This is a genomic window from Hymenobacter humi (assembly GCF_042665855.1).
Taxonomy (GTDB): Bacteria; Bacteroidota; Bacteroidia; order Cytophagales; family Hymenobacteraceae; genus Hymenobacter; species Hymenobacter humi.
Genome location: NZ_JBHTEK010000001.1, coordinates 1,239,131 through 1,257,548, shown reverse-complemented (window position 1 = coordinate 1,257,548; position 18,418 = coordinate 1,239,131). Strand labels below are relative to the sequence as shown.

General features: G+C 62.9%; 22 protein-coding genes and 3 pseudogenes. All 25 read left to right on the top strand.

All coding sequences use genetic code 11. From position 1 onward, the window contains the following. Positions 1 to 90 precede the first annotated feature (90 nt). The 25 genes and pseudogenes from ACFQT0_RS07145 to ACFQT0_RS07030 all read left to right on the top strand — a co-directional run bounded on the left by ACFQT0_RS07145 (position 91) and on the right by ACFQT0_RS07030 (position 18,398). Positions 91 to 492, top strand: a complete 402-nt coding sequence (locus ACFQT0_RS07145) for a hypothetical protein (protein ID WP_380201571.1) — start codon at positions 91 to 93, stop codon at positions 490 to 492. Positions 493 to 602: 110 nt separating this feature from the next. Then, positions 603 to 1,301, top strand: coding sequence for a hypothetical protein (locus ACFQT0_RS07140; RefSeq protein ID WP_380201569.1), 699 nt, complete (start codon positions 603 to 605; stop codon positions 1,299 to 1,301). Next, positions 1,298 to 1,426 (top strand): hypothetical protein, encoded by a 129-nt coding sequence (locus tag ACFQT0_RS07135; RefSeq protein ID WP_380201566.1) that lies wholly within the window; start codon positions 1,298 to 1,300, stop codon positions 1,424 to 1,426. The genes ACFQT0_RS07140 and ACFQT0_RS07135 overlap by 4 nt, the downstream gene beginning before the upstream one ends. A gap of 37 nt (positions 1,427 to 1,463) precedes the next feature. Next, positions 1,464 to 1,841 (top strand): hypothetical protein, encoded by a 378-nt coding sequence (locus tag ACFQT0_RS07130; RefSeq protein ID WP_380201564.1) that lies wholly within the window; start codon positions 1,464 to 1,466, stop codon positions 1,839 to 1,841. Continuing rightward, complete coding sequence (locus ACFQT0_RS07125; protein ID WP_380205937.1) at positions 1,777 to 2,118, top strand: winged helix-turn-helix domain-containing protein; 342 nt, start codon at positions 1,777 to 1,779, stop codon at positions 2,116 to 2,118. The genes ACFQT0_RS07130 and ACFQT0_RS07125 overlap by 65 nt, the downstream gene beginning before the upstream one ends. A 209-nt stretch (positions 2,119 to 2,327) precedes the next feature. Continuing rightward, positions 2,328 to 2,795 carry a hypothetical protein gene (locus tag ACFQT0_RS07120; RefSeq protein ID WP_380201562.1) on the top strand — a complete coding sequence of 156 codons (468 nt, stop codon included), beginning with the start codon at positions 2,328 to 2,330 and terminating at the stop codon, positions 2,793 to 2,795. Between the two features lie 5 nt (positions 2,796 to 2,800). Continuing rightward, a complete protein-coding gene (locus tag ACFQT0_RS07115) occupies positions 2,801 to 3,595 on the top strand; it encodes a sensor histidine kinase (RefSeq protein ID WP_380201560.1) in 795 nt (264 codons plus the stop codon). Positions 3,596 to 3,863: 268 nt separating this feature from the next. After that, a pseudogene (locus ACFQT0_RS07110) lies at positions 3,864 to 4,660 on the top strand (SDR family oxidoreductase). 230 nt (positions 4,661 to 4,890) lie between these two features. Continuing rightward, the gene (locus ACFQT0_RS07105; protein WP_380201558.1) at positions 4,891 to 6,300 is read left to right on the top strand and encodes an L-lactate MFS transporter; all 1,410 of its coding nucleotides are present in this window, start codon (positions 4,891 to 4,893) and stop codon (positions 6,298 to 6,300) included. 89 nt (positions 6,301 to 6,389) lie between these two features. Next, complete coding sequence (locus ACFQT0_RS31565; RefSeq protein WP_449272044.1) at positions 6,390 to 6,482, top strand: MFS transporter small subunit; 93 nt, start codon at positions 6,390 to 6,392, stop codon at positions 6,480 to 6,482. Positions 6,483 to 6,603: 121 nt separating this feature from the next. After that, a complete protein-coding gene (locus tag ACFQT0_RS07100; RefSeq protein WP_380201556.1) occupies positions 6,604 to 7,263 on the top strand; it encodes a hypothetical protein in 660 nt (219 codons plus the stop codon). After that, positions 7,209 to 8,126: a peptidase dimerization domain-containing protein gene (locus ACFQT0_RS07095; protein WP_380205936.1), complete on the top strand. Its 918-nt coding sequence runs from the start codon at positions 7,209 to 7,211 to the stop codon at positions 8,124 to 8,126. The genes ACFQT0_RS07100 and ACFQT0_RS07095 overlap by 55 nt, the downstream gene beginning before the upstream one ends. Positions 8,127 to 8,282: 156 nt before the next feature. Further along, complete coding sequence (locus ACFQT0_RS07090) at positions 8,283 to 8,888, top strand: gluconate 2-dehydrogenase subunit 3 family protein (RefSeq protein ID WP_380201554.1); 606 nt, start codon at positions 8,283 to 8,285, stop codon at positions 8,886 to 8,888. 225 nt (positions 8,889 to 9,113) lie between these two features. Next, the gene (locus tag ACFQT0_RS07085; protein ID WP_380201552.1) at positions 9,114 to 9,980 is read left to right on the top strand and encodes a hypothetical protein; all 867 of its coding nucleotides are present in this window, start codon (positions 9,114 to 9,116) and stop codon (positions 9,978 to 9,980) included. Beyond that, positions 9,904 to 10,476 carry a GMC family oxidoreductase N-terminal domain-containing protein gene (locus ACFQT0_RS07080; RefSeq protein ID WP_380201550.1) on the top strand — a complete coding sequence of 191 codons (573 nt, stop codon included), beginning with the start codon at positions 9,904 to 9,906 and terminating at the stop codon, positions 10,474 to 10,476. Before ACFQT0_RS07085 ends, ACFQT0_RS07080 begins: the two co-directional genes overlap by 77 nt. Next, the gene (locus tag ACFQT0_RS07075; protein ID WP_380201548.1) at positions 10,367 to 10,810 is read left to right on the top strand and encodes a GMC family oxidoreductase; all 444 of its coding nucleotides are present in this window, start codon (positions 10,367 to 10,369) and stop codon (positions 10,808 to 10,810) included. Before ACFQT0_RS07080 ends, ACFQT0_RS07075 begins: the two co-directional genes overlap by 110 nt. A gap of 116 nt (positions 10,811 to 10,926) precedes the next feature. Next, positions 10,927 to 11,853 carry a family 1 glycosylhydrolase gene (locus tag ACFQT0_RS07070; RefSeq protein WP_380201546.1) on the top strand — a complete coding sequence of 309 codons (927 nt, stop codon included), beginning with the start codon at positions 10,927 to 10,929 and terminating at the stop codon, positions 11,851 to 11,853. After that, the gene (locus ACFQT0_RS07065; RefSeq protein ID WP_380201544.1) at positions 11,744 to 12,262 is read left to right on the top strand and encodes a hypothetical protein; all 519 of its coding nucleotides are present in this window, start codon (positions 11,744 to 11,746) and stop codon (positions 12,260 to 12,262) included. Before ACFQT0_RS07070 ends, ACFQT0_RS07065 begins: the two co-directional genes overlap by 110 nt. Before the next feature lie 63 nt (positions 12,263 to 12,325). Then, the gene (locus tag ACFQT0_RS07060) at positions 12,326 to 12,631 is read left to right on the top strand and encodes a hypothetical protein (protein ID WP_380201542.1); all 306 of its coding nucleotides are present in this window, start codon (positions 12,326 to 12,328) and stop codon (positions 12,629 to 12,631) included. Further along, positions 12,595 to 12,807, top strand: coding sequence for a hypothetical protein (locus ACFQT0_RS07055; RefSeq protein ID WP_380201540.1), 213 nt, complete (start codon positions 12,595 to 12,597; stop codon positions 12,805 to 12,807). Before ACFQT0_RS07060 ends, ACFQT0_RS07055 begins: the two co-directional genes overlap by 37 nt. Before the next feature lie 138 nt (positions 12,808 to 12,945). Then, positions 12,946 to 13,680, top strand: a complete 735-nt coding sequence (locus ACFQT0_RS07050) for a carboxypeptidase-like regulatory domain-containing protein (protein WP_380201538.1) — start codon at positions 12,946 to 12,948, stop codon at positions 13,678 to 13,680. Further along, a complete protein-coding gene (locus tag ACFQT0_RS07045; protein ID WP_380201536.1) occupies positions 13,614 to 15,500 on the top strand; it encodes a DUF5686 family protein in 1,887 nt (628 codons plus the stop codon). The genes ACFQT0_RS07050 and ACFQT0_RS07045 overlap by 67 nt, the downstream gene beginning before the upstream one ends. A gap of 72 nt (positions 15,501 to 15,572) precedes the next feature. Beyond that, a pseudogene (locus tag ACFQT0_RS07040) lies at positions 15,573 to 16,802 on the top strand (7TMR-DISM family protein); the annotation flags it as partial. A 208-nt stretch (positions 16,803 to 17,010) separates the two neighbouring features. Next, positions 17,011 to 17,253 (top strand): annotated as a pseudogene (locus ACFQT0_RS07035) (chromosome partitioning protein ParA); the annotation flags it as partial. A gap of 914 nt (positions 17,254 to 18,167) precedes the next feature. Next, complete coding sequence (locus ACFQT0_RS07030; RefSeq protein ID WP_380201534.1) at positions 18,168 to 18,398, top strand: hypothetical protein; 231 nt, start codon at positions 18,168 to 18,170, stop codon at positions 18,396 to 18,398. Positions 18,399 to 18,418: the final 20 nt, after the last annotated feature.

Genomic DNA, 18,418 nt, shown 5'->3' with positions numbered 1-18,418 from the left:
GTTAGTCAAGGCCACGTGCGTACGGCTGAAAATGCCGTTCTTTAGCTCAACGCACCAGCCGCTTTTTAGCCCGCTTATATTTACCGAATCGTGTATCGTTTTCTATTTATCGCCTTACTGACGCTGGGCTCCCTGCATGCCCGCGCCCAAAGCGCAGGCCACGGGCCGGCACTGGCTGCGCTGGCGCTCACGAGCGTACCGGCCGCGTCTCCGGAATGGAGCCAGGGCGACAAGCCTGCTACAGCCGCCCAAACCCCAGTTCAAACCACTCCCGCCGAGCCCCCGGTGAAAGCCGTGCCCCAAACCGGACGCCAGCGCAAGCCCCGGCGCATCGACGAAGCCGGCACGGCTACTATGGACGAGGCACGCCCCGCCCGGAGCGCCCGCGGGAGCCGGGCCGCCGAAATGGGCCGCGGTGCCCGGGGAGCAGCCGGAGCCGGCGGCGCTGGCCGGGCACGTGGAGCAGGCCATGGCCGGGGCCGTGCGCAATAACCGACCATCGACCGACTCGTTATGCTTTTTCACGCAGCCTGAGCCACCTGCTGGGCTTTGCACTCCTACTCAGCGGCCTGCTGGGCAGCCGCCATGCCGCCGGGCAGGACGTGGGCAGTGGCCAAACCACCGGCACCCCCGCCGCGCCCGCCGATACGGATACTGCCCCGCACGGCGGCGCCACGGCCTCGCTGAGCTACGGCACCAATTCTTCGTTTTTTGGGCGCACCCAAACCACGCGCTTTCCCTACGTGGCCGGCGAGCTCACCTACAAAAGCCGGGTTGGGCTGTGGGGCTCGGCGGTGAGCTACAACCTGCTCAACACGACAAGCTTCGTGGACGAAACCGACTTGTCGGTGGGCTGGGACGGCGACCTTTCCAAAACGGTCGATGCGTCGCTGAGCTACTCGCACTTTCTGTTCGCCGCCAACAGCCCGCTGGTGAAGTCCAGCGTCAACAACTCCATCGACAGTTACCTGGGCTGGGACTGGGGCTACGTGTACTCGCGGCTGAACGCGGCCTACCTGTTTGGCGACACCAACGACTTTTTCCTGGTGCTCGACAATTCCCGCAACTTCGAGATTGAACGCGTCTTCACGCCCCGGGGCTACCTGAGCATCGAACCCCGCGTGAGCCTGACGGCCGGCACCCAGCGCTTTGCCGAAATCAGCCTGGAACAGCAGAAGCTGCGGGGCAATGCGCCCCGCACGGTGCCAGGGCGCGGCAACGGCGGCGGTACCGGCACCAGCACCGTGACCACGACCACCACCCTTTTCCGGGTACTGAACTACGACTGCGCGTGCCCGTGACGTATTCCCTGGGTGCGGTAGTGGTGCAGGTGGCCTGGCGCTACGCCGTGCCCGTGAACCTGCTGCCCGACGATGTATCAGTGGCCCGCTCCTATTTTATCACCAGCTTGTCGCTGAACCTGTAAGCCCGCTCTGCGCCGATGACCGTCTTAATCGTGGAAGATGAGCGCACCCTGGCCCGCGAGCCTGGGCATCTTTCTGCACAACCACAGCTTTGCCTGCACCGTGGCCCGCACGGCCACCGAGGCCCGCCGCCTGCTGGACGATACGCCGTTTGACTTCGTGCTGCTCGACCTGGGCCTGCCCGACGGCGACGGCCTGGACCTGCTGGCCGAATCCCGGCAGCACGAGCCTGGCCGCGGCCGTCATCATCCTCACCGCCCGCGGAGCTGTGGAAGACCGCATCGGCGGCCTGGAACGCGGCGCCGACGACTACCTGGCCAAGCCCTTTGCCTTGCCCGAGCTGCTGGCCCGCATGCACGCCATCACGCGCCGACGCTTCGGGCTGGTGAAGCCCCGGGTGAGCTGCGGCGCATTTGAGCTCGACCTGCAAACGCGGAGCCTGTTATTCAGCGGCAACGAAGTTGCCCTGTCGAATAAGGAATTTGGCGTGTTGAGCTACCTCGTGCTGCACCGCAACCGGGTGATGACCCGCCTGCAGCTCACCGAGCACATCTGGGGCGACCTTCCCGAGTCGGGCTTCGACTCCAACTACATCGACGCCCACATCAAGAACCTGCGCAAGAAGTTGGGCCACTACGCCGACACCGAATGGCTGGAAACCGTGCGCGGCGTCGGCTACCGCGTGCGGCTGTAGGAACGCGCCTTGGCGCGTTCAATCGTTGCCCGGTTCGGCGCTGGGTATTCCCACTGAATCGTTCTGGCGCCGAACGCGCCATGGCGCGTTCCTACAAGCACACCCCAATCCTTTTTCCCGCTGCCCTTTGAACATCGTCCACGTTGAAGCTCAGTACTAAATTTTCCGTTTTCAACGCCGTTTCGCGGGTGGCGATTCTGCTGCTGCTTGTGTTGGTGCTGCCGCCGGTGATGAGCCGGCTGGCCCTGGTGTCGACCGACCAGCGGCTGGCGCAGAAAAAGGAGAAAGTGCTGCGCCTGATTCGCCGCAGTGGCATTTCGGCCTTCATCGAGGGCGAGCAGTCGTCGTACGGCAGCTACAACCTGCTCAAGGAGGAGTTTATCTCCCTGGAGGAAATACCGCCCGGGCCCAAGATTGACCTCATCGAGGACGCGAAGCGGGCCGTGGAAGATGAGATAGTGCAGTACCGCGTGTTGAGCTACTCCTTTGCCCAAGGCCCGCAGAACTACCTGCTCGAAATCGGGCGCAGCACGGGCAGCATCGGCGAAACCGAGCGCAACTTCCGCCACTACGCCCTGTACATCCTGCTGGTGGCCGTGGCCCTCACCACGCTGGCCGACCTGGCTTTTTCCGCTACCTGCTGGCGCCGCTCACCACCATTATCCGCCAGCGGCTGACCAACGTGCACCACCCGGCCGCGTTCAATTTTGCGCCCATCGCCACCAGCACCGACGACTTCCGCTACCTCGACGAGAGCCTGCGCGAGATGATGACCACCATTCAGGCCTCGTTCACGAAGGAGCGCAAGTTCATCGCCGACGCCTCGCACGAGTTGCTCACGCCGCTGGCCGCCCTGCAGTACCGCTTCGACAACATGCTGGCCGATGAAACGTTGTCGGACGAAAACCTGCTGCGCATCGTGGAATCGCAGCGCACGGTGCACCGGCTGCGCACCATCATCAAGTCGCTGCTGATGATTTCCAAGATTGAGAACGACCAGTTTCCGCGCAGCGAAACCGTGTCGTTGGCCGAGCTGGTGGCCGAAGTGAGCGAGGAAGTGCAGGACCGCCTGGAAGTGCTCAATCTCACGCTGACTCAGAAAATTGAGCCGGATTTTATGGTAGCAAACTGCAACCGCGGCTTGCTGTTTACGCTGCTCTACAACCTGGTGAGCAACGCCATTAAGTACAACCGCGAGGGCGGGCGCATTGAGCTGCTGGGCCGCCCGGGAGCCGGGGGCGACTACGTGCTCGAGATTCGGGACACGGGCCTGGGTATTGCCAAGGAGCAGCTGCCGCGCCTGTTTCAGCGCTTCGACAAGGGCGCGGCCAATACCGACCCCGACAGCTACGGCCTGGGCTTGTCCATTGTGCGCACCATTGCCGATTTGCATGGCATCGCCATCGAGGTCAATTCCATTGTGGGCCTGGGCACGTCGTTTCAGCTCAATTTTCCGGTTGGGCCCGCGGGGCACTAGCGCTTCGGCCTTGGCCCGGCGCAGGTCTTTTGGCAGGAAGGAAGGCATGCAATTATAGCAACGCCTTTTTACCTTTTTCCTCGTAAGAAGAAGCAGTCCATCTTCTGCCTCGCTTATGCCCACGAAAAAGACTACCCCAGCCAAGCCAGCCGCTAAGAAGCCCGCTGCTGCATCCAAGCCCGCCCCGGCCAAGTTCCCCAGCCGCCCCACCGCTAAGGACATGAAGGCCGTGGCCGAAAAGCTGCCCTACCCGGCCCGGCAGGCCGACATGAAAATGCAGCCGCACTCCGACCTGGCCCACTACCGCGCCGCCGGCAAGCTCGAAGGCAAAGTAGCGCTCATTACCGGGGCCGATTCGGGCATTGGGCGGGCCGTGGCCCTGGCCTTTGCCAAAGAGGGCGCTAATGTGGCCGTGCTGTTTAACACCAACGTGGCCGACGCCGAAAAGACCAGAGAGCTGGTGGAGCAGGAGCGGCGCAAGTGCCTGCTGCTGCAGCTTGATGTGCGCGACCCCGAGCAGTGCCGGCAGGCCGTGCGCCGCACCATAGCCGAGCTGGGTGGGCTGAACATTCTGGTAAACAACGCCGCGTTCCAGATGAGCCAGGAGAAGTTTGAAGACATCTCGGAAGAACAAATCCGGCGTACGTTCGACACCAACATTCTGGGCTACATCTGGATGGCGCAGGCAGCCATTCCGCACCTGAAAAAGACGACTGCATCATCAACACGGGCAGCATTGTGGGCATCACGGGCATACCCATTCTGGTCGATTATTCGGCCAGCAAGGCCGGCATTCACGCCCTGACCAAGTCGCTGGCGCTGTACCTGGGCGAAAAAGGCATCCGGGTGAACTGCGTGGTGCCCGGCCCGGTCTGGACGCCCAACATCCCGGCCACCATGCCGCTGGCCGAAATCGAGAAGTTTGGCCACGAAGTGGCCCTCAAGCGCCCCGGCCAGCCCGAGGAAATTGCGCCCGCCTACGTGCTGCTGGCCAGCCAGGACGGCTCCTTTATGACCGGCAGCCTGGTGCACGTGACCGGCGGCAAGCTCAGCAGCGACGAATAACCCTGCCGCCTGGTGGCTCAACTGCGAGCCCGCAAGGCCACCAGGCCCGCGGTCGACTCCTGCGCCGGTTTGGCTATAGTTGTTTAGCAAGGTTTTTGAACCTCAAGTAATCAATCTGTTAATACGCCGGTTATCTTTCCACTCGCGGCCATTCAAAGCGCTCAGGCGGTGGCAAATGGCACCTTTTCTTGCTCTTACTTCATTCTTTCACTTTAATTCCCACTCTGTACATGGCCGACAATTCCTCTTCTCTGCTTGACCGCAGCCGCACCGTGGCGGGACCCGGCTACAACCGCTGGCTGATTCCGCCGGCGGCACTGGCCATTCACCTGGCCATTGGGCAGGCGTACGCGTTTAGCGTGTTCAAAAAGCCGCTGGGCGCCCTGCTGAGCGGCGACGTGGACCACCCCGCCGCCGGCGACTGGACGCCCGGCCAAATCGGCTGGATATTCTCCATTGCCATTGTGCTGCTGGGCTTGTCGGCAGCCATTTTCGGAAAGTGGCTCGAGCGGGTGGGCCCGCGCAAGGCCATGCTGGCGGCTGCCCTGTGCTTTTCGGGCGGCTTTTTTATTGGCGCCCTGGGCGTGAAGCTGCACAGCCTGGCCCTGCTGTATTTTGGCTACGGCTTTATGGGCGGCATTGGGCTGGGCATCGGCTACATTTCGCCAGTGAGCACCCTGATTAAGTGGTTTCCCGACCGCAAGGGCGTGGCCACGGGCATGGCCATTATGGGCTTCGGTGGCGGCGCCATGATTGCCTCGCCCCTCTCGGTGGCCCTGATGGCGCACTTCAAAGACACGGCGCCGATGGGCGTGGCCCCCACGTTTGTTACCCTGGGTATCATTTACTTCATCTTCATGCAGTTTGGCGTCTGGATGATTCGGGTGCCGGCCGACGACTGGGCGCCGGAGGGATACGTGCCCAACGCCGAGCACAGCGCCCTGATTACCTCAGGCAACGTATCGGCCGACAACGCCATTAAAACGCCGCAGTTCTGGCTGCTGTGGGTGGTGCTTCTGATGAACGTGACGGCCGGCATCGGCGTGCTGGAAACGGCCTCGCCGCTGATTCAGGACACGTTCTCGGACAAAGCCATGGGCGCGGGCCGGGGCGTGACGGCGGCCGCGGCGGCCGGCTTTGTGGGGCTGCTGAGCTTGTTCAACCTGCTGGGCCGCTTCTTCTGGTCGTCGGCGTCGGATAAGCTGGGCCGCAAAACCACGTACATGATTTATTTCGGGCTCGGGGTCATCCTCTACGCCTTGATTCCGACTCTGGGCCAAAACCTGCAGCTGGCCCTGTTTGTGGTGGCCGCGTGCGTGATTATCAGCATGTACGGCGGGGGCTTTGCCACGGTGCCGGCGTACTTGTCCGACCTCTTCGGCAAGTACCAGGTGGGCGCCATCCACGGGCGCCTGCTCACGGCCTGGTCCACGGCCGGCGTACTCGGGCCGGTGATTGTGAACTACCTGCACGAACACCGCAAGGCCCAGGGCTTTACGGGTGCTGCCGCCTACCAGTCGGTGTTCTACACCATGGCGGGCCTGCTGGTGCTGGGCTTGCTGGCCAACCTGGCCGTGCGGGCCGTCAACCAGCGGTACTTTGAAAAGGAGCCCGTAGCGGCCGCCGCCGGCGGCCACTAGGCCTCAGTCTTTCACCTTCATTTCTATTATAAAGATGAATCCTCAACCCAATTCCCGCCCCGCCCCAGCCGACGATACCAGGCTCGGGTTTGCTGCTGGCGCTGTCCTGGCTGTTTGTGGGCGTGCCCCTGCTCTGGGGCGTGTCGCAAACCTTCATCAAGGCCCTGACGCTGTTTAAGTAAGCAGCTTTGATTTCGCTCTTTTGAAAAGCAGCCGGCCCCGTGCCGGCTGCTTTTTTATTGCCGGAAAGTCCGGAGAAATTACCTGCTTCACTATGGCCAAAACGGGCCCTACCTTGCTGCCATGAAAAAGTACTTCGCGCTGGCGCTTTTGGCATTATTAGGCTCAACCCAGGCCAACGACCCCATTCAGAAAGTCCGGCAGTTTCGGCAGGCGCACGAGCGGGAGCTGCTCACCGAGTTTGAGCAGTTTGTGGCCATCCCCAACGTGGCCGCCGACACGGCCAACCTGCGCCGCACTGCCCTATTTATTCAGGACATGATGCGGCGGCGCGGCATCAAAACGCAGCTACTGGCGGCGCCCACGCCGGGCGTGCCGCCGGTGGTGTTTGGCGAGGTGCGCACGCCGGGCGCCACGCGCACGGTCATCTTTTATGCGCACTACGACGGCCAGCCCGTGAACCCCGCCCAGTGGCGCGAGGGCCTGGCTCCGTTTCAGCCCACCTACGCCACTGGCCCGCTTGACCGCGGCGGGCAGTTGGCTTCCCGCCCCGCCCCCGGCCAGCCCCTGAGCCCCGACTGGCGCCTCTACGCCCGCAGCGCTTCCGACGACAAAGCCGGCGTGATGACCATCCTCACCGGCTATCAGGCCCTGGTGGCCAGCAAGCTCAAGGCCAGGGTCAACATCAAGTTCTTTTTGAGGGCGAGGAAGAGCGGGGCTCGCCGCACCTGGCTGAAATCCTGGCCCGCCACAAGGCGCTGCTGGCGTCCGACCTGTGGGTGATTTGCGACGGGCCGGTGCACCAGTCGGGCCGCAAGCAGGTGGTGTTTGGTGCGCGCGGCGACGTGAATATGAGCCTGAAAGTGTACGGCCCGCGCCGGCCCCTGCATAGCGGGCACTACGGCAACTGGGTTCCGAACCCCGCCATGGCGCTGGCCTGCCTGCTGGCCTCCATGACCGACAGCACCGGCCGCGTGCGCGTAGCCGGCTTCTACGACGACGTGACGCCGCTGACCCTTGCCGAGAAAGGGGCCCTGGCAAAGGTGCCGAATCTGGACGAAACCATCCGGAAAGAGCTGGGCTTTGCCCGCCCCTACGGCACCGGGCAGTCGCTGGTGGAGCTGCTCAACCAGCCCTCGCTCAACATCAACGGCATGCAAAGCGCCAACGTGGGCGCGCAGGCGGCCAACGTCATCCCCACTGTGGCTACCGCTGTGCTCGACCTGCGCCTGGTGCCCGGCAACGATGCCCAGCGGCAGGTGCAAAAGGTGGTCCGCCACATCGAGCGCCAGGGCTACCACGTGACCACCGCCGAGCCCACCGATGCCGAGCGCGCCCAGTACCCCCTGCTGGTGCGCGTGCAGCCCGAAACCGGCTACAACGCCCAGCGCACCCGCCTCGACCTGCCCATTGCCCAACAGGTAATAAAGGCTGTGCAAACCACCACGCCCGACCCCGTAGTGCAGCTGCCCACCATGGGCGGCAGCCTGCCGCTGTACGTATTTGAGCAGCAGCTCCAGGCCCACACCATCACGGTGCCCGTGGCCAACTACGACAACAACCAGCACGCCGAAAACGAGAACATTCGCCTCGGCAACCTCTGGGACGGCATCGAAACCATGGCCGCCATCATGCTGCTCAAGTAGCCTGGCAGGAAAAACCGCGCCTTGCATTTACAACTGGTTTCATGGCATTTAGCTCAATACCTTTATAAAAACGGACAGCCGCCGGGAAGATTTTGCACGTAAAGAGTTAGTAGCTGAACCGTTTCCTGCGGTAGTAAATCAGTTAAAGCACGTTGTATGTCAGCTCCCACTTATCCCGGCGGCACGGTTCGCGCTCTGCTCGGCACCGAGCACGTTTCGGAAGCCACCCGCGCCGCCCTGCAAAGCCGGCTTGATGCGCCCGTCACGTACGAGCCCCGGTTTCTGGCGCCCGAAACCTACGCCCTGCTCGAAGCCGTAGCCGGCCGCCTGTTTCCGCAGCCCGACCGCTCGGAGCAGCCCATTTCCCTGGCCCCGGCCGTAGACCAGCGCCTGGCCGACGGCCGCGCCGACGGCTGGCGCTACGACGCGCTGCCTCCCGACCGCGAAGCCCTGCGCATGGGCCTGGGCGGCATTCAGGAAATCGCGCAGTCGCTCTTCCAGGCCGACTTCCTGGCGTTGAGCCCAGCGCAGCAGGACGCCGCGCTGCAAACTCTGGCCGACGGCAACCCGCCCGGCACCACCTGGCAAACCCTCGACGCCGGCCGATTTTTCGAGGAACTGCTGGCCGAGCTCACCGAGACCTATTACGCCCACCCGCTGGCCCAGGAAGAAATCGGCTACGTGGGCATGGCCGACCTACCGTCCTGGACAAAAATTGGGCTGAACGAACGCGAAGCCAGAGAGCCCGAAGCAGAAAGTTGAAGAACGACAACTCCCCTCCTTTTTTAAGGAGGGGATGTTCGAGCCAAGGGCTCGGACGGGGTGGTTGCCCTCGTTGAACGATACCCGAACGACACCAGCGCGAGTTATTCTACCGCCAGTCGTTCACCCATCGTTCGACGACTTCACCACCCCAGTGTCCGCTTCGCAGCCACGTCCCCTCCTTAAAAAAGGAGGGGAGTCTTGTTCTAATCTCAGCTTTCTCCTATGCCCGACGAAGAAATACTTGAAGAAGGCGTCCTTAACCCGGTGAAGCCCGACGTGCAGGACCCGCTGCTGCGCGCTCTGATGGCCGATGAGCCCGTGCCCGCGGCGGCACCCGTTGATATAACGCTGGAGCAGCCCCAGGCCATTCCGGCGCCGGCCGACGAAGTGGACTGCGTGGTGATTGGGCTGGGGGCGGGCGGGGCGCCGCTGCTGGCCCGCCTGGCCATAGCCGGCCTGAAAGTGGTAGCCCTGGAAGCCGGTCCCTGGCACCAGCCCAAGACCGACTTCGCTACCGACGAACGGGCCCAGGACTTCCTGTTCTGGAACGACGAGCGGCTCTGCGCCGGCGCCGACCCGCTGGCCATGGGCAAAAACAATTCCGGCACCGGCGTGGGCGGCTCCACCCTACACTACACTGCCTACACGCCGCGCCCGCTGCCGGCTGACCTGCACGTAAAGCGCGACTTTGGGCAGGGCGAGGACTGGCCGTTTGGCTACGAGGAGCTGGAGCCGTATTTCGAGGAGCTGGAGCAATTTCTGGGCATCTCGGGGCCTACTCCCTACCCGTGGGGCCCAAGTCGGCGCAAGGGCTACCCGCTAGCACCGCTGCCCCTGAATGGCGCGGCCCAGGCTCATGGTGCGCGGCTGCGAAGCGCTGGGCATTGCCACCTCGCCGGCGGCCAACGCCGCCCTATCGGCTCGCTACTACCAGGAAGGTGTGGGCTGGCGCGAGGCCTGCACCAACCGCGGCTTTTGCCAGGCAGGCTGCTCCATCGGGGCCAAGGCCAGCATGGACGTCACCTTTATTCCGCTGGCCGTGCAGCACGGCGCCGACATTCGGCCCAACAGCTTTGTGACCGAAATTGAGCGGGACGAGCAAGGCCGCATCACCGGTGTGGTGTACTCCCAAAACGGCGAGCAGCACCGCCAGCGCTGCCGTCACTTGTTCCTGTGCGCCGGTGCTGTGGAAACGCCGCGCCTGCTGCTGCTCAACGAGCTGGCCCTCAACAGCGGGCAAGTAGGCAAAAACCTGATGGCCCACCCCGGCGTGCAGGTGTTCGGCACTTTTGAAGAAACTGTGCGGCCTTATAAGGGCATTCCGGGCGGGCTGATTTCGCAGGATACGCACCGGCCTAAGGACGCCGATTTTGTGGGCGGCTACCTGCTGCAAAGCATCGGCATCATGCCCGTTACGTTTGCCGGGCAGGTGGCGCGGGGCCGCAAGTACTGGGGCCAGCAGGCTGCGCGATTACATGCGCAACTACAACCACGTGGCCGGCATCAACATCCTGGGCGACTGCCTGCCGCACGCCGACAACTTTCTGGAGCTGGCCGAAGAGAAAGACGCCCGCGGCCTGCCTAAGCCGCGCCTGCACTACACCGTGCAGGAAAACGAGCGCCGCCTGAACAACCACGCCGAAGCACTGATGCGCCGCATCTGGGCCGCGGCGGGCGCCACCGACATCTGGGCATTTCCGCGGGCGGCCCACGTCATCGGCACGGCGCGCATGGGCCTGAGCGGCGACGATGCCGTGGTGGACGCCGACGGCCGCGTCTTCGACGTACCCAATCTGTACATCTCCGACAACTCGACTTTCCCCAGCGCCTTGAGCGTAAACCCGGCCCTGACCATCATGGCGTTGAGCCTGCGCACGGCTGATAAGTTCCTGGAAAAGCAACAGCGCCGCGACACTTAAACGTCATGCTGAGCGCAGTCGAAGCATCTCGCTCGCTTCGTTGAGCTGATTACTACTGCACGCGAGATGCTTCGACTGCGCTCAGCATGACGTTCTTAATACGATAAACCCACCCCATGAAATCCTTTCTCACAGAAATAACCAAGCATTTCGGAAGCGGCAACTACGAAGGCGACGAGTTTGGGGGCGCGGGTGGCCACAACGGCAGCGGCCTGCCCACGGGCTTGCCCAACAACTTCATGTTTGCCACCGGCATCGAGTGCAGCTACCCCACCATCGACAACGGCAAAACCCGCCGCGACCTGCTGGCCGAGTGCGACCACTACAACCGCTACCAGGAAGACCTGAGCCTGGTGAAGGAACTGGGGCTGAAGGTGCTGCGCTACGGGCTGCCGTACTACCGCATTCAGCAGGGCCCCGGCAAGTACGACTGGGAATTTGCCGACCTGGCCATGGCCGAGATGCAGCGGCTGGGCATCACGCCCATCCTCGACCTGATGCACTTTGGCGTGCCCGACTGGATTGGCAACTTCCAGAACCCCGAGCTGCCCGTGCACTTTGCGGCCTACTGCGAGGCCGTGGCCCAGCGCTACCCGTGGGTGCGCTACTACACGCCGGTGAACGAGATTTACGTCACGGCCAAGCTCAGCGCCAAAGACGGCATCTGGAACGAGCAGCTCCGGTCGGACCGGGCCTTTGTCACGGCGCTCAAGCACCTGGTGGCGGCCAGCATCATGGGCACGCAGCGCATTGCCAAGCACCGCTCCAACTGCATTATTGTGCAAAGCGAGTCGGCCGAGTTCACCCACGAGCCTGCGGGCCGAGCGCAGCCCGGCCGTGCAGATGCAAAACAAGCTGCGCTTCACCGCCCTCGATTTGCTGTACGCCTACCATCCCGAAGGCGAGGTGCTCAATTATCTCTACGACAACGGCATGACCCGCCGCGAGTACGAGTGGTTTATGGCCGGCGAGCCGCCCGGCTACCAGATTATGGGCAACGACTACTACGGCCGCAACGAGAAAATCATGCTGCCCAACGGTGAAATCTGCACCAGCATGGACGTGCTGGGCTGGTACAACATCACCTACGACTACTACCAGCGCTACAAAAAGCCGGTGATGCATACCGAAACCAACACCTTCGATGCCGCCGATGCCCCCACCTGGCTCTGGAAGCAGTGGGTCAACATTCTGCGCATGCGCAAGGAAGGCGTGCCGGTGCTCGGCTTCACCTGGTATTCGCTCATCGACCAGATTGACTGGAACATCGGCCTCTCGCGCAAAGAGGGCACCGTGAACGCCTGCGGCCTCTACGACCTCGACCGCAAGCCGCGCCCCGTGGCCGAGGCGTACAAAATGCTGCTGGAGGAATACGGCCAGATTACCATAGTTCCTCACGGCGAGCTGTTTGAGGTAACCCAGGCCCCCTCCCTGCTGAAAGTGGAAGTGTAAGCCGCGGAGAAAGTTGAGCTGGGGCGGTGGCCAAATGCGTCAGGGCCACGTTAGCCACCCCATATGCCAACGCCCGACCTGCTGCTTCTGCGCGTAGCCGCCACCTGGCCCCTACCGGGCCTGGGCCTGCTCGCCCTGCCCAACGGTGCCACGCCCCACCTGCTGGCCCAACCGCTGCACACGGCCCTGCCCGTGGAAATTGAGCTGACTACCGGCCGCCTGGCGGGCGTCGGCACGGTGGAGGAAATCAGCCGCGCTGACACCGTGGAGCGCGGCTTGCTGCTCGACTTTGGCCCCGGTGTGGTGCCTACGCTCCCCGCTGGCACCGGCATTTGGCTGGCGAAAAATGGGCTGCCGGTCAGTGCGTAGCAATGGCTGTAAAAGCACTTTTGGAAAGCGGATGCCACTACCCTTGGTTGGCCATTCTGCGTAATAACTGGCAGCCGCAGCCCGGGCATAAAATTGAGCTAAAAAAGGAAAGTTTATTAATCAAGCTCGACTTTGCGCTTTACATATTATTTACAGACAACGACTTTATGAACTAGCGCGGCATTTCGCCATTTGAAAATGGCCATGTTTATGAATTTGAAATTTTGGGTTGGAACTAGTTGGGCTGTGGCGGGGCTTTGCGTAGATTGCAAGTCCCACCACTCATCAACTCCTTTGGCCCCGTCGTACTGCGTATGAGATTTATTGCTCCGTTGCTCCTGGCGTGCCTGTGGGTATTGCCAGCTGCAGCCCAGCGTTTAATAATTAGCGGCCAAGTGGTGGAAGCGACCAACGGGGAGCCCGTCCCGTTCGCCTCCATTTTCATTCCCAACACCAGCACCGGCGCCACCGCCGACGCCGACGGCAAGTTCAAGCTGGCCGTCACGGGCACGCCCGATTCCATTGCGGCTTCGGCTCTGGGCTTTGTCACGCAACGGCGCAAGCTCACCAGCGAGCCTGTACAGGCCGTGCTGTTCCGCCTGAAAGCCGGGGCCGGCGTGGCCCTCACCGAAGTAGTGGTTCGGCCCGGCGAAAATCCCGCCTTCCGCATTCTGCGCGAAGTGCAGAAGCACAAGCCCGACAACGCCCGCAGCGGGCTGCAAGCAGCCGAGTACGACTCCTACAACCGCATCGAAACCAGCCTGATAGACCTGCCGGCCAGTATGTCGAAGCGCAAGGTTATCCAGGACATTCGGGCGCTGGCCGTGCGGCAGGGCGCGGCGGCCGCTTCCGATGCCGACGCGCCCCTGCCCATTTTTGCCTCCGAAGTGGGCTCCCGGGTGTACCAGAAAACCACCCCGCTGCGCCGGCGCGAAGACCTGCTACACAAGCAGATGCGCGGCGTGGGCCCGCGCGAGGCTCGGTGCTCTCGCAAATGCTGGGCTCCAACTTCCAGAATTTCGACTTCTACCCCAACTGGCAGAACGTGATGGGCAAGGACTTCATCTCGCCCATTGCCGAAGGCGGCCGCGTGACCTACGACTACGAGCTACAGGACTCCGTGTTTGTGGGCCAGGACTGGTGCTATAAAATCGCCGTCACGCCGAAGCGCTCGCACGACCTGGCCTTCAAAGGCACCATTTGGATAACTGCGGAAGGCTACGCCCTGCGCCGCGCCGACCTCGTGGCCAGCCCCAAGGCCAACATCAACTTTGTGAACGACCTGCGCATTTTCCAGGAGTTGACCTCGCCAGCCGACGGCCCCGGCCTGCCGCTGCGCACTAAGCTGGTGCTGAGCGTGCGGCCGACCAAAAAAGACGCGGCCATGCTCGTGCGCCTCACCACCGTAAGCAGCAATTTTGTGCGCAACCAAGTGCACACCGAGCCGGGCTTCTACGACCAGCCAGTGGTATCGAGCCTGATGGAGCCCAGCGGCAAAGGCGCCGACAGCAACCTGATTAGCGGCGTGGCCCAGGGCACGGCTGGCGGCTACTTCGACCAGCACCGGCCCGACACGCTCTCGCTCTCGGAGCGCCAGACGTTTGCCGTGCTCGACTCGGCCAAAGCGCTGCCGTCGGTGCGCAACGTGCTCGACTGGGTGGAGCTGCTGGTGAACGGCTACAAGCGGGTGGGCCGGCTGGACCTGGGCCCCATTCTGAGCACGTATTCCCGCAACGACTTCGAGGGCAGCCGCATTCGCATCGGCTTCCGCACCACGCCCGAAATCAGCCGCAACTGGCTCACGCAGGGCTACCTGGCCTACGGCACCCAGGACGGCCGCATGAAGTACGGGCTGCGCACCAGCTTCATTGCCGAGCGCCGCCATTGGACGGTTATCAGCGGGGAGTTCCGCCACGACGTGGAGCAGGCGGCCCTGCTCGACAACAACGACTTCCTGTCCGACAACAACCTGTTTGCGGCGGCCTCGCGCTGGGGGCGGTTCCGCCAGGGCCTGCCCATCCTGCGCAACCTCTCGCTGCTGAGCGTGCAGCGCGACTTGTTTCACGGCTTCACCCAAACCGTAACGGTGCGCAACCAGGACATCACGCCGCTGCACACCTTCGCGTACTTCACCACCTCCGACCGCCGCCCCACCGCGCCCATGGCCCGCGACCTGACGTTGTCGGAACTGGTGCTGGAGTCGCGCTACGCCCCCGATGAGAACCTGGTGCAGAACGAAAACCGCCGCCGCCCGGTGGGCCTGAAGCGCTGGCCGGTGTTCATGCTCCGCTACACCATCGGCGCACGCAACCTGATGAACTCCAAGCCATCGCCGGCGTATCAGAAGTTTAACCTGCTCATGACGCATAGCGTCTCGGTGGGCCAGCTCGGCCGCCTGAACTACCGCCTCGAGGGCAACTACATCCCCGACGCGGTGCCGTACCTGATTCTGAAAATGCCGCTGGGCAACCAGACGCCGTTTTATAACTCCAACGCCTTCAACCTGATGAACTACTTTGAGTTCGTCACCGACCGGTCGGTGTCGTTGCGGCTCGACCAGCACTTCGAAGGCCTGGTTCTGAACAGCATCCCCGGCATTCGCCACCTGAACTGGCGCTTTGTGGGCACGGCCAATGTGCTCTACGGTGGGCTGTCGGACTACAACTCCCGCCAGCCGCTGAAGGACTACAAAGGCGATGCTCTGCCCCGCATCCGGCCCCTCGGGCGGGTGCCGTACGCGGAGGTGGGCTACGGCATCGAAAACATTTTCAAGTTTGTGCGGGTCGATTTCCTGCACCGGCTCACGTACCGCGACTCGCCCAACGCCAACAACTTCGGCATCAAGTTCAGCGCCCAGTTCCGCCTGTAGCTCAATTTTTTAGCAGCTTCCAAAAGCCCGCCGGTTTCAAGCCGGCGGGCTTTTTTGTACTTTAGCTGCTGCATGCAATTCTGGCTCAATTCGATTAGTTATCAATTCAATAGCCCTCTTTCTCGGGGTGGTGTAGGCCGGCTGGTCCGGACGTGCCTGTTGCTGCTGGCCTTGCTCGCCGGCGGCCGGCGCGCCACGGCTGCGCCCGCCGACACCCTGCGGCTGAACGCGGCCCAGCCCGAGATTTACCTCGACGAGAACTACTACAGCGTGCTGGAAGACCCCACCGGCCGGCTCACCCTGGCCGACGTACGCGGCCCGGCCTGGAGCCAGCGCTTCCAGGCGCAGCGCGGCTCGGGGCACCCGCCCAACATCCAGCACCCGCGCAGCACGTACTGGCTGCGCCTTACGGTGCGCCACGCCCCCGCCGAAACCGCCGCCTGGTACCTCGAACTCTACGACTCGCACATTGGCCGGGCCGTGTTTTTCCGCCCCGTGCCCGGCTCCTCGACGCAATACGACAGCGTGGCTACCGGCGCCAGTCTGCCCTTCGCCACCCGCCCCCACCCCTACAAAAACTTCCTGTTTGACCTGCCGCCCCGGCCGGGCCAAACCGCGACGTACTACCTGCGCCTGCGCTCCGACACCCGCACCAGCTTCCGGGCCATGCTGCACAGCGGCGCCGGCCTCATCCCGGAGCTGTCGGTGCAGTACTGGCTGCTGGGTGGCTTCTACGGCATCCTGTTCATCATGGTGCTCTACAACCTCATCCTGTTCCTGTTCCTGAAGGAGCGGACCTACTTTTTCTACGTGCTCTACGTGGTGAGCGGCGCCCTGCTGTTCCTCACCGAAGACGGGCTGGGTTTCCAGTACCTGTGGCCCGGCGGGCCCGGCTGGAACCACTTCATCGGGGCGGCGGCGCCGGTGCTGCTGCTGCTCACGTTTGCCACCTACGCCAGCGGCTTTCTGGATACGGCCTCGCGGCTGCCGGCCTTGCACCGGGTGGGGCAATGGGTGGTGGGCGGCAGCACGGCCCTGCTCGTGCTCGATGCGGCCCTGGTGCACTCGGGCTTTAGCTTTTGGCTGTATTTGCTGCCTTATGGCTTGCTGTACTACGCGGGCATTCAGGCGTACCGCAACGGGCTGCGGCCGGCCCGCTACCTGATGCTGGGCCAGGGGCTGGTGGCCAGCAGCCTCACGTTCTTGGTCATGCGCAAGCTGGGCATCGACTTTTATAACAACGCCTACACGGTGTATAGCCTGTATGTGGCGTTTGTGCTGGAAGTGGTGATATTGAGCTACGCCCTGGGCGAGAAGATAAAGGGCATGATGGACACCACCCTGCTCACCCAGCACCGCCTGCTCAAGCAGCTGCGCAAAAAACACCAGGCCCAGGACCGCCTCGTGGAGCAGATGCGGGAAAACCAGCGGCTCAAAGACCAGCTCAACACCGAGCTCGAAGCCCTGGTAGCCCAACGCACCACCGAGCCTGCGCCGCCAAAACGACACCGTGGCCGCCCAAAACCGCGAGCTGCTCGAAGCCAACGGCCTGCTGGCGCTGCAGTCGGCTGCCATCGAGAAGCTCAACGGCGACCTGAGCCGCGACCTGCACGCCGAGAAAGCCGCCCGCATCGAGGCGCGCGAAGTCGACTTCGGCGAGTTCAGCCAGATTTACCCCGACAAGGACGCCTGCCTGCGCTACCTCGCCGACCTGAAGTGGGCTCACGGCGGCTACCGCTGCCGCAAGTGCGGCCACGAGAAAAGTTGCGAAGCCCGCGAGCCGCACGCCCGCCGCTGCACCCGCTGCCGCTACGTGGAGTCGGCCACGGCGGGCACCTTATTGCAAAAGTGCAAATTCTCCATCGTGAAAGCGTTGTACGCCGTGTTCTTGCTGCACGCCCACAAGGGCAGTTATTCGCCCGCCGAGTGGCGCGCGTGCTCGACCTGCGCCAGGCCACTAGTTGGGCGTTTGCCCAAAGGTGATGGCGGCGCTGCAGCGCCGCCGGCTGGCAGCGGAGTACGAAGACGGCGAACCCTGGACCCACGTGCTGCTCGATGCCACGGCCGAAGCCGAATTGGCCGAAATCGGGGAGGAATAAGCAAGAGAAATCAAGCCCAAACCGTCCGGCAACGATTGTGAGAATGCAATAGCCCAATATTCGGCCTTGGCGACCATTCCAGCCGATATCTGCGGCGGCAACTGAAGCTGTGCCGTGCAAGGCCATTTTTTCGTCCGAAGGCACTTTTTTCATTGTTTTTTAGCCTTCGGGCAAATGCCAGGAAAAAGCCACGGCACTTGACTAAAGCACGAAACCGAATTTTTTGCGTGTGTAGCAAGCGTATAACCTTGGGGTGAATCAAACACAAAAAGGGCTAAAACAGCTATTTCCGGGCGTTTTGCGAATTGCGTTTGCCAGACACGTTGCTATACATTTGGGCATTCCCACCTGCCCAATACCCGTGTTTCTCGCTTTATCCACCAGCTTTTTACTGCCTTCTTTCATCGCGCGTCCGGCCGTTCCGGTCCGCCGCTTTGTAGGACTCCGACTGCTGCTTGCGCTGCCCCTGCTCGCGGCCGGGCCGCGTGGAAGTGTGGCTACTGTTGAGGCTATCGCAACCTCGGGCTCGACGGCCGCTCCAGTTTCAGCCTCCTCTTTGAGCCCCCGCGTGCAGCGGCTCCTAGCGCCGACGACGCCGATAGAGAAAATTGGGCAGATGCGCCAGCTCAACCCTTCGATGACAAGCACTGCTGGAGTGCAAAAACACGCCACGCTGAAATTGACCAAGGCCATAGGCCTAGTGCGGGAATTTCATATTGGCACATTCATACGCAGAGAAGACGTACCCGCGGCCGACACTCCCAACACCACTACCCCACCCGGCACCACCAACGCCTAGGCCGCAACGCTCAGCTAAGT